Source organism: Crossiella sp. CA-258035 (genome assembly GCF_030064675.1).
In the GTDB taxonomy this organism is placed as follows: domain Bacteria; phylum Actinomycetota; class Actinomycetes; order Mycobacteriales; family Pseudonocardiaceae; genus Crossiella.
On sequence record NZ_CP116413.1, the window covers coordinates 2362162 to 2376069 of the forward strand.

Here is a 13908-nt window from a genome sequence, read left to right on the forward strand (position 1 = left end):
AGCTCGTCGACTACCTCAAGCGCGTCACCGCCGACCTGCACCGCACCAGGGCCCGGCTCCAGGAGATCGAAGCGCAGGAGCACGAGCCGATCGCGATCGTCGCGATGAGCTGCCGCTTCCCCGGCGGCGTGGCCACCCCGGAACAGCTGTGGGACATGGTGGCGGGCGGCCGTGACGGCATCTCCCCGTTCCCGGCCGACCGCGGCTGGGACCTGGACGCCCTCTACGACCCCACCGGCGAGCGCCCGGACAGCGTGTACGTGCGGGAGAGCGGGTTCCTGCACGAGGCCGCCGAGTTCGACCCCGGCTTCTTCGGCATCTCCCCGCGTGAGGCGCTGGCCATGGACCCCCAGCAGCGGCTGCTGCTGGAGACCTCCTGGGAGGCCTTCGAGCGGGCGGGCATCGACCCGGAGTCGTTGCGCGGCACCAAGACCGGTGTGTACGCGGGCCTGATGTACCACGACTACGCCAACCGCCCGGAGGAGGCGCCGGCCGAGGTCTCCGGCTACCTGCTGACCGGCAACCTGGGCAGCGTGGTCTCCGGCCGGGTCGCCTACACCTTCGGGCTGGAAGGCCCCGCGGTCACCGTGGACACGGCGTGCTCCTCCTCGCTGGTGGCACTGCACCTGGCCGTGCAGTCGCTGCGCAAGGGCGAGTGCACCCTGGCGCTGGCCGGTGGCGCGGCGGTCATGTCCACGCCCAACTCCTTCGTCGAGTTCTCCCGCCAGCGCGGCCTGGCCCCCGACGGCCGCTGCAAGTCCTTCGCCGCCGCCGCGGACGGCACCTCCTGGTCCGAGGGCGCCGGCATGCTGTTGCTGGAGCGGCTTTCCGACGCGCAGCGCAACGGCCACCCGATCCTGGCCGTGGTGCGCGGCAGCGCGGTCAACCAGGACGGCGCCTCCAACGGGCTCACCGCACCGAACGGCCTGGCCCAGGAAGCGGTGATCAGGGACGCGCTCGCCGACGCCCAGCTCACGCCGTCCGAAGTGGACGCGGTGGAGGCGCACGGCACCGGCACCAAGCTGGGCGACCCGATCGAGGCGCAGGCCCTGCTGGCCACCTACGGCCAGGAGCGGGAGAACCCACTGCTGCTGGGCTCCTTCAAGTCCAACGTCGGCCACACCCAGGCCGCGGCCGGGGTCGGCGGCGTGATCAAGATGGTCATGGCGATGCGGCACGGCGTGCTGCCCAAGACCCTGCACGTGGACGAGCCCTCGCCGCACGTGGACTGGTCGGCCGGTTCGGTGGCGCTGCTCACCGAGCCGCAGCCCTGGCCGGAGACCGGGAACCCGCACCGGGCGGGGATCTCCTCGTTCGGCATCAGCGGCACCAACGCGCACACCATCATCGAGGCCGCGCCTCCGATGGAAGCTCCGGTGGCTGTTCTGGAAGACCGCGGGGCCACTGTGCCGCTCGCCCTCTCCGCCAAGACCCCCGAAGCCCTCCGCGCCCAGGCCGCCCAGCTCGTGTCCTTTGTGGACGGTGACTCGGCCTCCCTGCTCGATCTCGGCTTCTCCCTGGCCAACCGGCCCGCCTTCGAGCACCGCGCCGTGCTCGCCGCCACCGGCCTCACCGAGGCCCGTGACGCGCTCGCCGCCTTCGCTGAGGGCCTGGACGCCCCCGGCGTGCACACCGGCGCGGTCACCCCCGGCAAGCTGGCGGTCCTGTTCACCGGTCAGGGTTCCCAGCGCCTGGCCATGGGCCGGGAGCTGGTCGAGACCTTCCCGGCCTTCGCCGCCGCCTTCGACGCGGTGGCCGCCGAACTGGACCAGCACCTCGCCCGCCCGCTGCGCGCGGTGCTGGATGCCGAGGAGCTGCACCAGACCGAGTTCACCCAGCCCGCGCTGTTCGCGATCGAGGTGGCGCTGTTCCGGTTGTACGAGTCCTGGGGTGTGCGGCCGGACTTCGTGGCCGGGCACTCCATCGGCGAGCTGGCCGCGGCACACGTGGCCGGGGTGCTGACGCTGGCCGATGCGGCGAAGCTGGTCGCAGCGCGGGGCCGGTTGATGCAGGCGCTGCCCGGTGGTGGCGCGATGATCGCGGTGCAGGCCACCGAGGAGGAGGTCGCGCCGCTGCTGGCCGGGCTGGCGGTGGACATCGCCGCGATCAACGGGCCGAACGCCCTGGTGATCGCGGGTGACGAGGACGCGGCCGGCGAGGTCGCCGCGGGGCTGGAAGTCAAGGGCCGCAAGGTCAAGCGGCTGCGGGTCTCGCACGCCTTCCACTCCCCGCACATGGACGGGATGCTGGCGGAGTTCCGGTCGGTCGCGGAGAGCGTGAGCTACGCGCCCGCGCGGATTCCGGTGGTGTCCAACGTGACCGGCGCGGTCGCGGGGGAGGAGCTGGGCACCGCGGAGTACTGGGTGCGGCACGTCCGGGGCGCGGTGCGCTTCGCCGACGGGGTGCGCGCGCTGGCCGAGACCGGGGTGGCCACCTTCCTGGAGCTGGGGCCGGACGGCGTGCTGTCCGCGATGGGGCCGGAGTCCGCGCCCGGTGCGGCCTTCCTGTCCGCGCTGCGCAAGGACCGGCCGGAGGCGGCGGCCGCGGTCACCGCGCTGGGCCGGTTGTTCACCAGGGGTGTCCGGGTCGACTGGACCGCGCTGTTCGAGGGCGGCCGTCGGATCGAGCTGCCCACCTATGCCTTCCAGCGGGAACGCTTCTGGCTGGAGCTGAGCCCGAAGGCGCCGGTCCGCTCGGTCGCCGACGGCTGGCGCTACCGGATCAACTGGCAGCCGAAGTCCACTGTGGACACCTCGCTGACCGGCACCTGGCTGGTGGTCGGGGCGGCCCAGCCCGAGCTGGTCGGGGCGCTCACCGCGGCGGGCGCTGAGGTGCGCGAGATCGCGGACGCGGCCGGTGCGGTCAACGTCGCCGGGGTCCTCGACCTCGCCGGAGTGCTCTCCGTCGGCGACGTGCACCAGGCCCTCGCGCTGGTGCGCGGACTCGGTGACGCGCGGTGCCCGGCCCCGCTGTGGTGCCTCACCCAGGGCGCGGTCTCGGTCGGCGGCGAGCAGCTGCCCAACCCCGAGCAGGCCCAGGTCTGGGGCCTCGGACTGGTTGCCGCGCTGGAACATCCCGAACGCTGGGGCGGGCTCATCGACCTGCCCGCCGAGCTGGACGAGCGCTCGCTGTCCCGCCTGGCCGGTGCCCTGACCGGCGCCGAGGACCAGCTCGCCCTGCGGCCCTCCGGCAGCTACGTCCGGCGGTTCGCGCACGCCGATTCCGTTGCCCCGCGGCGGTCCTGGCGGCCACGCGGCACCGTGCTGGTCACCGGCGGCACGGGCGCGCTCGGCGCGCGGGTCGCCCGCTGGCTGGCCCGCAACGGGGCCGAGCACCTGGTGCTCACCAGCCGCCGCGGCGCGGACGCCCCCGGCGCGACCGAACTGGCCGCCGACCTGGCAGCCCTCGGCGTCACCGTCACCCTGGCCGCCTGTGACGCCGCCGACCGTGAGGCGGTGGCCGCGCTGCTGGCCGAGCACCCGGTCAACGCGGTGATCCACACCGCCGGGGTGCTCGACGACGGACTGATCAGCAGCCTCACCCCGGACCGCCTGGACACCGTGCTGCGCCCCAAGGTGGACGCGGCCCGCAACCTGCACGAGCTGACCGGCGAGCTGGACGCGTTCGTGCTGTTCTCCTCGGTCACCGGCATGGTCGGCACCGCGGGCCAGGCCAACTACGCCGCCGCCAACGCCTACCTGGAGGCCCTCGCCGAACACCGCCGCGCCCAGGGCCAGCCCGCCACCTCCATCGGCTGGGGACCGTGGGCCGACGGCGGCATGGCGGACGCCGCGATCGGCGAGCGACTCCGCCGTGCCGGACTGCCGCCGATGGCCGCGGACACCGCGATCGAGGCCCTGCAAGGAGTCCTGGACCGGGATGACACCGTGGTCGCGATCGTCGACGTGGACTGGGAGCTGTTCGGCCCGGCCTTCACCGCGGCCCGCCCGAGCCGCCTGATCAGCGACATCCCCGAGCTGCACCGCCGCAAGGCCGTGGCCGCCCCGGCCGCGCCGCAGGCGGACTCCGCGCTGGCCGCCAAGCTCGGCAAGCTCCCGGTCGCGCAGCGGCACGGGTTCCTGTTGGAGCAGGTCCGCACCAGCGTCGCCGCCGTGCTCGGCCACGCCGGGGCGGAGGCGGTGGAACCGGAGAAGGCCTTCCGAGAGGCCGGGTTCGACTCGCTGACCGCGGTCGAGCTGCGCAACCGGCTGGCCACGGCCACCGGCCTGACGCTGCCCACCACCCTGGTCTTCGACTACCCGACCCCGCTGGCGCTCACCGACTTCCTGCTGGAGGAGCTGCTCGGCGCGGTCACCGAGGCCGCCGCGGTGACGGTGTCCACTGTGGACGATGAGCCGATCGCGATCGTCGGCATGGCCTGCCGGTTCCCCGGCGGCGTGATGAGCCCCGAGGACTACTGGCGGCTGCTCACCGAGGGCGCGGACGTGCTCACCGACCTGCCCACGGACCGGGGCTGGGACCCGGACCTGTACGACCCGGACCCCGACCGCCCCGGCAAGAGCTACGCCCGCGAAGGCGGTTTCCTCGACACCGCAACGGACTTCGACGCCGCCTTCTTCGGCATCTCCCCGCGCGAAGCGCTGGCCATGGACCCGCAGCAGCGCCTGCTGCTGGAGACCTCCTGGGAGGCATTCGAGCACGCGGGCATCGACCCGGCCTCGGTGCGCGGCAGCAAGGCCGGGGTGTTCGTCGGCACCAACGGCCAGGACTACGCCGGCCTGCTCAGCACCGCGCCGGAGGGCGTGGAGGGCTACCTCGGCACCGGCAACGCGGCCAGCGTGATCTCCGGCCGCATCTCCTACACCTTCGGTCTGGAAGGCCCCGCGGTCACCGTGGACACCGCCTGCTCGGCCTCGCTGGTCGCCCTGCACTGGGCGGTGCAGGCGCTGCGCCGCGGCGATGTCGGCATGGCACTCGCGGGTGGCGTCACGGTGATGTCCACCCCCGGCGTGTTCGTCGAGTTCTCCCGCCAGCGAGGACTGGCTCCCGACGGCCGGTGCAAGGCGTTCGCGGCCGCCGCGGACGGCACCGGCTGGGGCGAGGGCGTGGGCATGGTCCTGGTCGAGCGCCTTTCCGACGCGCAGCGCAACGGGCACCCGGTGCTCGCGGTGATCCGCGGCAGCGCGGTCAACCAGGACGGCGCGTCCAACGGCCTCACCGCGCCCAACGGCCCGGCCCAGCAGCGGGTCATCCGGGCCGCGCTGGCCGACGCCGGACTGTCCACTTCGGACGTCGATGTGGTGGAGGCGCACGGCACCGGCACCAAGCTGGGCGACCCGATCGAGGCGCAGGCCCTGCTGGCCACCTACGGCCAGGACCGGGCGCACCCGCTGCTGCTCGGCTCGGTGAAGTCCAACATCGGGCACACCCAGGCCGCGGCCGGTATCGCCGGACTGATCAAGATGGTGCTCGCGCTGCGGCACGGCGTGGCCCCGAAGACGCTGCACGTGGACGAGCCCTCGCCGCACGTGGACTGGTCGGCGGGCGCGGTGTCGCTGCTGAGCGAGCAGGTGGCTTGGCCGGAGGTGGGCAGGCCGCGGCGGGCCGCGGTGTCGGCCTTCGGGATCAGCGGCACCAACGCGCACACGATCCTGGAGCAGGCCCCGGACAGCGCGGCCACTCCGGTCGGCGGCACCGCTCCCGCGGTCCTGCCGACCGCGATCTCCGCCCGCAGCGAGACCGCCCTGCGCGCCCAGGCCGCCGCCCTGCGCCCGGTCCTGGCCTCCGCGAACCCGCTCGACCTGGCCTACTCGCTGCTCAGCAGCCGCGGCACGCACAACCGCCGCGCCGTGATCGTCGCCGAGGACCCGGCCACCGCACTGGACGCGCTCGCCGAAGGCCGCTCGGCCGCCGGGCTGGTGCTCGGCTCACCGGTGGCGGGCAAGGTGGCGTTCCTGTTCTCCGGCCAGGGTTCCCAGCGGCTGGGGATGGGTCGGGAACTGGCCGCCTTCCCGGTGTTCGCAGCGGCCTTCGACGCGGTGTGCGACGAGCTGGACCGGCACCTGGCCAAGCCGGTGCGCGAGATCCTGGACACCGAGGAGCTGCACCAGACCGAGTTCACCCAGCCCGCGCTGTTCGCCATCGAGGTCGCGCTGTTCCGGCTGTTCGAGAGCTGGGGTGTGCGGCCGGACTTCGTGGCCGGGCACTCCATCGGCGAGCTGGCCGCCGCGCACGTCGCCGGGGTGCTGTCGCTGGCGGACGCGGCGAAGCTGGTAGCCGCCCGTGGCCGGTTGATGCAGGCGCTGCCCAGCGGGGGCGCGATGCTGGCCGTGCAGGCCACCGAGGAGGAGGTCCGGCCGCTGCTGGACGGTCTCGCGGTGGACATCGCCGCGGTCAACGGGCCGGCCTCCGTGGTCGTCTCGGGCGTGGAGGCCGCGGTGACCGAGGTGGTTGCGCGACTCGGGGAGCGCAAGAGCAAGCGGCTGACCGTGAGCCACGCCTTCCACTCGGTGCTGATGGAGCCGATGCTGGCGGAGTTCCGGGCGGTCGCCGAGGGCGTGTCCTTTGGCGAGGCAGAGATTCCGGTGGTGTCCAACGTGACCGGCGCGATCGCCGGTGCTGAGCTGGGCACCGCGGAGTACTGGGTGCGGCACGTCCGGGAAGCGGTGCGCTTCGCCGACGGCGTGCGGGCGCTCGGCGAACAGGGCGTGCGCACCTTCATCGAGCTGGGACCGGGCGGGGTGCTGTCCGGGATGGGTCAGGAATGCCTGGCGGAGGCGGCTTTTGTGCCCGCGCTCCGGGCGGACCGGCCGGAGCCGCTGGCCGTGGCCGGTGCGCTGGCCGAGGCGCACGTGCGCGGGATCGCGGTGGACTGGGCCGGGTACTTCGCCGGGTCTGGGGCGCGGCGGATCGAGCTGCCCACCTACGCCTTCCAGCGGGAGCGGTTCTGGCTGGAGGCCGGGCCGGTGGCGGTCAGCGAGACCGATCGCGTGGAGGCCGAGTTCTGGGCCGCGGTGGACAAGGCGGAGCTGACCGAGCTGGCCTCGGTGCTGGACGTGGACGCCGCCCCGCTGCGCGAGGTGCTGCCCGCGCTGGCCGCCTGGCGGCAGCGGCGCAAGACCGAGTCCACTGTGGACGGCTGGCGGTACCGGGTGAACTGGCGGCCGAAGGCCCTCACCGGGAAGCTGTCCGGGAACTGGCTGCTGGTCAGCACCGCGCCGGAGGCCGAGCTGGCCGAGGGGCTGGCCGGGCAGGGCGCGCGGATCGAGCAGCTGGTGCTGGAGCCCGGCGTGGACCGGGCCGGGCTGGCCGCTCGACTGTCCGAAGTGGACGGCGTGCTGGCGGTGCTGGGTCTGGCCGAGACGCTGACGCTGACGCAGGCACTCGGCGACGCCGGGATCGACGCGCCGCTGTGGCTGCTCACTCGGGGCGCGGTGTCGGTGGCCAAGGCCGACCCGCTGCGTGGCCCGGAGCAGGCGCTGGTGTGGGGTCTTGGCCGGGTGGTCGGCCTGGAGCTGCCGCAGCGCTGGGGCGGTCTGCTGGACCTGCCGGAGCGGCTGGACGAGCGGGCCTTCGGGCGGATCGCCGGTGTGCTCGCCGCGGGCACGGAGGACCAGGTCGCGGTGCGCGCTTCCGGGACGCACGTGCGACGACTGGACCGCGCGCCCGCGGCGAGCCGCCGGAACTGGCGGCCCACTGGGACCGTGCTGGTCACCGGCGGCACCGGCGGACTCGGTGCGCGGGTCGCGCGCTGGCTGGCCGGGAACGGGGCCGAGCACCTGGTGCTCACCAGCCGCCGCGGCGCGGAAGCCCCTGGCGCGACGGAACTCCAGGACGAGCTGACCGCGCTCGGTGCCCGGGTCACCCTGGCCGCCTGCGACGTCGCGGACCGGGAGGCGCTGGCCGCGCTGCTCATCGGGCAGCCGGTGGACGCGGTGGTGCACACCGCGGGCGCGGTGGAGTTCCGCGCGCTGATGGACACCGACCAGGCCGCGCTGGCCGAGGTGTTGCGCGCCAAGGTCGACGGCGCGCGCAACCTGGACGAGCTGACCGGGGACCTGGACGCGTTCGTGGTGTTCTCCTCGATCGCCGGGACCTGGGGCAGCGGCGGCCAGGGCGGTTACGCCGCGGCCAACGCCTACCTGGACGCGCTGGTGCAGCGCCGCCGCGCGGACGGCAAGGCGGGCACCGCGGTGGCCTGGGGGCCGTGGGACGGCGGCGGCATGGTCGCCGACGGCTCGGCGGCCGACCAGCTGCGGCGGCTCGGCCTGCCCGCGCTGGACCCGGAGCTGGCGATCTCCGCGCTGCAGCAGGCGATGGACGCCGAGGACGTCACCGTGACCGTGGCCGAGGTGGACTGGGCCCGGTTCGCGCCCGGCTTCACCGCGATGCGGGAACGGCCGCTGATCAGCGAGATCCCCGAGGTCAAGCTGCTGCTCGCGGCCGAACAGGTGGTCGCGGACACCCCGGTGGACGCCTTCGCCGGGCGTACCGCGGCCGACCGCGAGCGGGCACTGCTGGACCTGGTGCGCACCGAGGTCGCCGCCGTGCTCGGCCACGCCACCACCGAGGCGGTCGAACCCGCGATCGCCTTCCGCGAGCTGGGTTTCGACTCGCTGACCGCGGTCGAGCTGCGCAACCGGCTGGCCACCGCCACCGGCCTGACCCTGCCCACCACCCTGGTCTTCGACCACCCCAACCCGGCCGCACTGGCCCGCGAGCTGGACGCCCAGCTCACCGGGGACACCCCGGACCAGCAGGTCGCCACTGTGTCCACTGTGGACGATGAGGCGATCGCGATCGTCGGCATGGCCTGCCGCTTCCCCGGCGGGGTCGACTCACCGGAGGCGCTGTGGCACCTGGTGGACGGCGGGGTGGACGCGATCAGCACCTTCCCGCAGGACCGCGGCTGGGACCTCGATCAACTGCTGGGCACCGGCGGACGGCCCGGCCTGTCCGCCACCGACTCCGGCGGGTTCGTCGACGGCGCCACCGACTTCGACGCGGCCTTCTTCGGCATCTCGCCGCGCGAGGCCACCGCGATGGACCCGCAGCAGCGCCTGCTGCTGGAGGCGTCCTGGACCGCGGTCGAACGCGCGGGCATCGACCCGGCCTCGCTGCGCGGCGGGCAGACCGGCGTGTTCGTCGGCGTCTCCGCCCAGGGCTACGGCGCGGACCTGGTGAACGCGGGCACCGGCGCGGAGGGCTACTTCCTCACCGGCAGCGCCACCGCGGTCGCCTCCGGCCGGGTCTCCTACGTGCTCGGCCTGGAAGGTCCCGCGGTCACCGTGGACACCGCCTGCTCCTCCTCGCTGGTCGCGCTGCACCTGGCCGCGCAGTCACTGCGGCAGGGCGAGTGCACGATGGCGCTGGCCGGCGGGGTCACCGTGATGTCCAGCCCGGCCGCGTTCGTGGAGTTCTCCCGGCAGCGCGGGCTGTCCGAGGACGGACGCTGCAAGCCGTTCGCCGCGGCCGCCGACGGCACCGGCTGGTCCGAGGGCGTCGGCATGCTGCTGGTCGAGCGCCTCTCCGACGCCCAGCGCAACGGCCACCCCATCCTGGCGGTGGTCAAGGGCAGTGCCATCAACCAGGACGGCGCGTCCAACGGCCTCACCGCGCCCAACGGGCCGTCCCAGCAGCGTGTCATCCGGCAGGCGCTGGCCAACGCTGGACTGTCCACTTCGGACGTCGATGTGGTGGAGGCGCACGGCACCGGCACCCGGCTCGGCGACCCGATCGAGGCGCAGGCCGTGCTGGCCACCTACGGCCAGGAGCGGGAAACCCCGCTGTGGCTGGGTTCGCTGAAGTCCAACATCGGGCACACCCAGGCCGCCGCGGGCGTGGCCGGGATCATCAAGATGGTCATGGCGATGCGCAACGGCGTGCTGCCCAGGACCCTGCACGTGGACGAGCCCTCGCCGCACGTGGACTGGTCGGCCGGTGCGGTCTCGCTGCTCACCGAGGCCCAGCCGTGGCCGGAAGGCATCCGCCGGGCGGCCGTGTCCAGCTTCGGGGTGAGCGGCACCAACGCGCACACCATCCTGGAACAGGCCCCCGCCGAGGAACCCGTGCCCGCCTCCGAGGGCGAGCTGCCCTGGCTGCTCTCCGCCCGCACCCCGCAGGCCCTGGCCGACTCGGCCGCTCAACTGCTGTCCTTTGTGGACGGTGTCAGCTCGGCCGACCTCGGTGCGGCGCTGGCCGCCAGCCGGGGCGTGTTCGAGCACCGGGCCGCCGTGCTGGGCGATCGTGAGGCCCAGCTGGACGGCCTGCGCGCGCTGGCCCGCGGCGACCTGGCCGCCGAGCTGGTCACCGGCACCAACCGCAACGACAAGCTGGCCTTCCTGTTCACCGGACAGGGCGCTCAGCGGGTGGGAGCCGGAGCTGAGCTGTACCGGGAGTTCCCGGTCTTCGCCGAAGCCTTCGACACCGCCTGCGCCGAGCTGGACAAGCACCTGGACCGGCCGGTGCTGGAGATCGCCTTCGACGGCGGCGAGCTGATCAACGAGACCGGCTGCACCCAGCCGGTGCTGTTCGCGCTGGAGGTGGCGCTGTTCCGGCTGGTCGAGTCCTGGGGCCTGCGACCGGACTTCCTGGCCGGGCACTCCATCGGCGAGCTGGCCGCCGCGCACGTGGCCGGGGTGTTCTCCCTGGCGGACGCGGCCAAGCTGGTCGCCGCGCGCGGCCGGTTGATGCAGGCGCTGCCCACGGGTGGCGCGATGGTCGCGGTGCAGGCCGGTGAGGACGAGGTGCTGCCGCTGCTGGCCGGTCGCGAGGACCAGGTCGGCATCGCCGCGGTCAACGGCCCGGCCGCGGTGGTCGTTTCCGGCGACGAGGAGGCAGTGGCCGATGTCGCCGAACTCCTTGCCGCGCAAGGGCGCAAGACGCGGCGGCTGACCGTCAGCCACGCCTTCCACTCGCCGCGGATGGCCCCGATGCTGGCCGAGTTCCGGGCGGTCGCGGAGGAGCTGGACTACCGCGAGCCGGTGCTGCCGATGGTGTCCACGGTGACCGGCGCGCTCGCCGGGGCCGAGCTGGCCACCGCGGAGTACTGGGTGCGGCACGTCCGGGACGCGGTGCGGTTCCTGGACGGCATGCGCGCGCTGGCCGACGCCGGGGTTGGCGTGTTCGTCGAGCTGGGCCCGGACGGGGTGCTCTCCGCGATGGACCAGGACTGCCTGGCCGAGGCCGAGCCGGTGCTGGTTCCGTTGCTGCGCAAGGACCGGGCCGAACTGGCCGCCGCGCACACCGCGCTGGCCACCGCGCACGTGCACGGCCACTCCCCGGACTGGGCCACGGTGTTCACCGGCAAGGGCGGCGCCCGCGTCGACCTGCCCAGCTACCCGTTCCAGCGCAGCCGGTACTGGCTGGACGCCCCGGCCACCGCCGACGTCAGCGCGGCCGGACTGTCCGATGTGGACCACCCGCTGCTCGGCGCGGCCATCCCGCTGCCCGACTCCGGCGGCGTGCTGCTCACCGGGCGGCTGTCCCGGCGGGCCCAGCCCTGGCTGGCTGACCACGTGGTGCACGGCTCGGTCGTGGTGCCTGGCACGGCCTTTGTCGAACTGGCCATCGCCGCCGGTGACCAGGTCGGCTGCGACCGGCTGGTGGACCTGACCCTGGAGGCCCCGCTGGTGCTGCCCGAACAGGGCGGCGTGCGGGTGCAGCTGACCGTGGGCGCGGAGGAGTCCGGCCAGCGGTCGCTGACCGTGCACTCCCGGCTGGACGAGGACGACGAGTGGACCCGGCACGCCAGCGGCCTGCTCGGCACCGGCCCGGCCACCCCACCCGCGCTGACCTGGCCGCCTGCCGGGGAAAGCGTTGCGGTGGAACAGCTCTACCCGTCGATGAGCGCCCGTGGACTGGACTACGGGCCGGTGTTCCAGGGCCTGCGCGCGGCCTGGCGGGACGGCGACATCGTGTACGCCGAGATCGCGCTGCCCGGCCCGGCCGGGAAGTTCGGGCTGCACCCGGCGCTGCTGGACGCGGCGCTGCACAGCCTGGGCCTCGGCGTGCTGCCCGAGGGCGGCTGGCTGCCGTTCAACTGGTCGGGCGTGACCCTGCACGGGTCCGGGGCGGCCGCGCTGCGGGTCAAGGTGACCCCGGCCGGGCGTGAGACGGTGACCATCGAGGCCACCGACACCGCGGGCAACCCGGTCGTCACGGTCGAGTCGCTGACCCTGCGACCCGTTGCGGCGGAGCAGATCCAGGCCGCCCGCACGCAGAAAGACCTGTTCCGGCTGGACTGGATCCCGGTGCAGGCCAGCGCGCGAGGCCGCGAGGTCACGCTGGTGCCCTGCCCCAGTGGGGAAACCGGGCCGGTCGTGCACGAGGTCCTCGCCCTGGTGCAGAACTGGCTGGCCGAACGGCCCGAGGACGAGCGCATGGTGCTCGTCACCCGGACCGGAGACCTCGCCGGAGCGGCCGCCGCCGGGCTGATGCGCTCGGCCGAGTCGGAGAACCCCGGGCGGTTCCAGGTGATCGAGACCGACGGGTCGGCCGAGCTGTACGCGGACGAGCCGTGGTTGAAGATCGAGAACGGCAAGCTGTTCGCCGCCCGTCTGGCCAAGGCGGTCACCACAGGCGTTGCGCCGCAGTGGGATGCCGAGCGAGCCGTGCTGATCACCGGTGCCAGCGGCAGCCTCGGCTCGCTGCTGGCCCGGCACGTGGTCGCCGAGCACGGGGTGCGCCGGCTGGTGCTGGCCAGCCGCCGCGGCCTGGCCGCACCTGGCGCGGCGGAGCTCCGGGACGAGCTGACCGGGCTCGGTGCGACGGTGGACGTGGTGGCCTGCGATGTGGCCGACCGGGACGCGGTGGCCGCGCTGATCGAGGCACACCCGCTCACCGCGGTGATCCACACCGCCGGGGTGCTCGACGACGGCGTGGTGACCGCGCTCACCCCGGAGCGGGTGGACGCGGTGCTGCGGCCCAAGGTCGAGGCCGCCCGGCACCTGGCCGAACTGCTCGACCCCGAGGTCGACCTGGTGCTGTTCTCCTCCGCCTCGGCCACCCTCGGGCAGGCCGGGCAGAGCAGCTACGCCGCCGCCAACGCCTACCTGGACGCCCTCGCCCAGCAGCGCAGGGAACAGGGCAAGCCCGGGGTCTCGCTGGCCTGGGGACCGTGGGGCGAAGGCGGCATGGCCGCCGGTCTCGCGGAGGCGGACAAGCAGCGGATGGCCCGGACAGGGGTGACCCCCCTGACTTCGGAACTGGGGTTGCTTCTCTTCGACGCGGCCCGCACCGTTGACGCAGCGACGGTGGTGCCGATGCGCTGGGACACCACGGTGTTCCAGGGCGAGGCGCCGCCGCTGCTGCGCGGTCTGGTCCGGACCCCGGTTCGGCGGACCCTGGAGGCCGTTTCCGCCACGGCCGAACAGGGACCGTCGTTGCGGGACCGGCTGGCCGGCGCCCCGGCGGCCGAACGCGGCCGGGTGCTGCTGGACCTGGTGCGCACCCACACGGCGGCCGTGCTGGGACACAGCGCAGCCGAGGCGGTCGACGCCACCAGGGGCTTCCTGGAACTGGGCTTCGACTCGCTGACCGCGGTCGAACTGCGCAACCGGCTCAACGCCGCCTCCGGGCTGCGACTGCCGGCCACGCTGATCTTCGACTACCCGTCGCCGAAGGCCCTCGCCCAGCACCTGGACGAGGAGCTGGCCCCCGTGAGCGGGGGAGCGACGGCAGGAGCACCAGCGCCGGTGCTCGCCGAGCTCGACCGGCTGGCCGCCGCCCTGGAGGCGCTGCCCGCCGACGAGGCCACCCGCACCACGGTCACCGCCCGGTTGCAGGCGGTGCTGGCGAAATGGAACGAGACACCCGGTGACGAACAGCGCGCGGACGAGGCGCTGGAGACCGCGACCGCGGACGAGCTGTTCGACGTGCTGGACCGCGAGCTCGGTCTGCTGTAGCGCAACAACAACCCGTATCGGCTTTGGGGGCTGAGGGCAGTGT

At 74.2% G+C, this 13908-nt stretch carries 1 pseudogene; it reads left to right on the plus strand.

The window, feature by feature from the left end:
* Positions 1-23 precede the first annotated feature (23 nt).
* Positions 24-13787 (plus strand): annotated as a pseudogene (locus N8J89_RS11335) (type I polyketide synthase); the annotation flags it as partial.
* Positions 13788-13908 lie beyond the last annotated feature (121 nt).